This window comes from Streptomyces sp. NRRL S-31, assembly GCF_000718775.1.
Classification (GTDB): Bacteria; Actinomycetota; Actinomycetes; order Streptomycetales; family Streptomycetaceae; genus Streptomyces.
Genome location: NZ_JOCB01000306.1, coordinates 1 through 228, shown reverse-complemented (window position 1 = coordinate 228; position 228 = coordinate 1). Strand labels below are relative to the sequence as shown.

Annotated in this window: 1 protein-coding gene; it reads right to left on the bottom strand. The window is 64.9% G+C overall.

The genetic code is table 11. The features are described from left to right. Nucleotides 1-228 (bottom strand): acyltransferase domain-containing protein (locus IF37_RS40580; RefSeq protein WP_037858581.1); only part of this gene is annotated, 228 nt, incomplete at both ends.

Here is a 228-nt window from a genome sequence, read left to right as displayed (position 1 = left end):
GTGGAAGGTGAGGGTGTCGAGGGTGGTGCGGAAGTCCTCGAGCATGGGGTCCATGAGGGGGGAGTGGAAGGCGTGGGAGACGGTGAGTTGTTTGGTGCGTAGTCCGGCGTCGGTGGCGAGTTGGGCGATGGCGGTGATGGATGCTTCGGTGCCGGAGAGGACGATGCTGGTGGGGCCGTTGACGGCGGCGATGGTGACGTCGTCGGTGTCGAGGTAGTGCTGGATGTC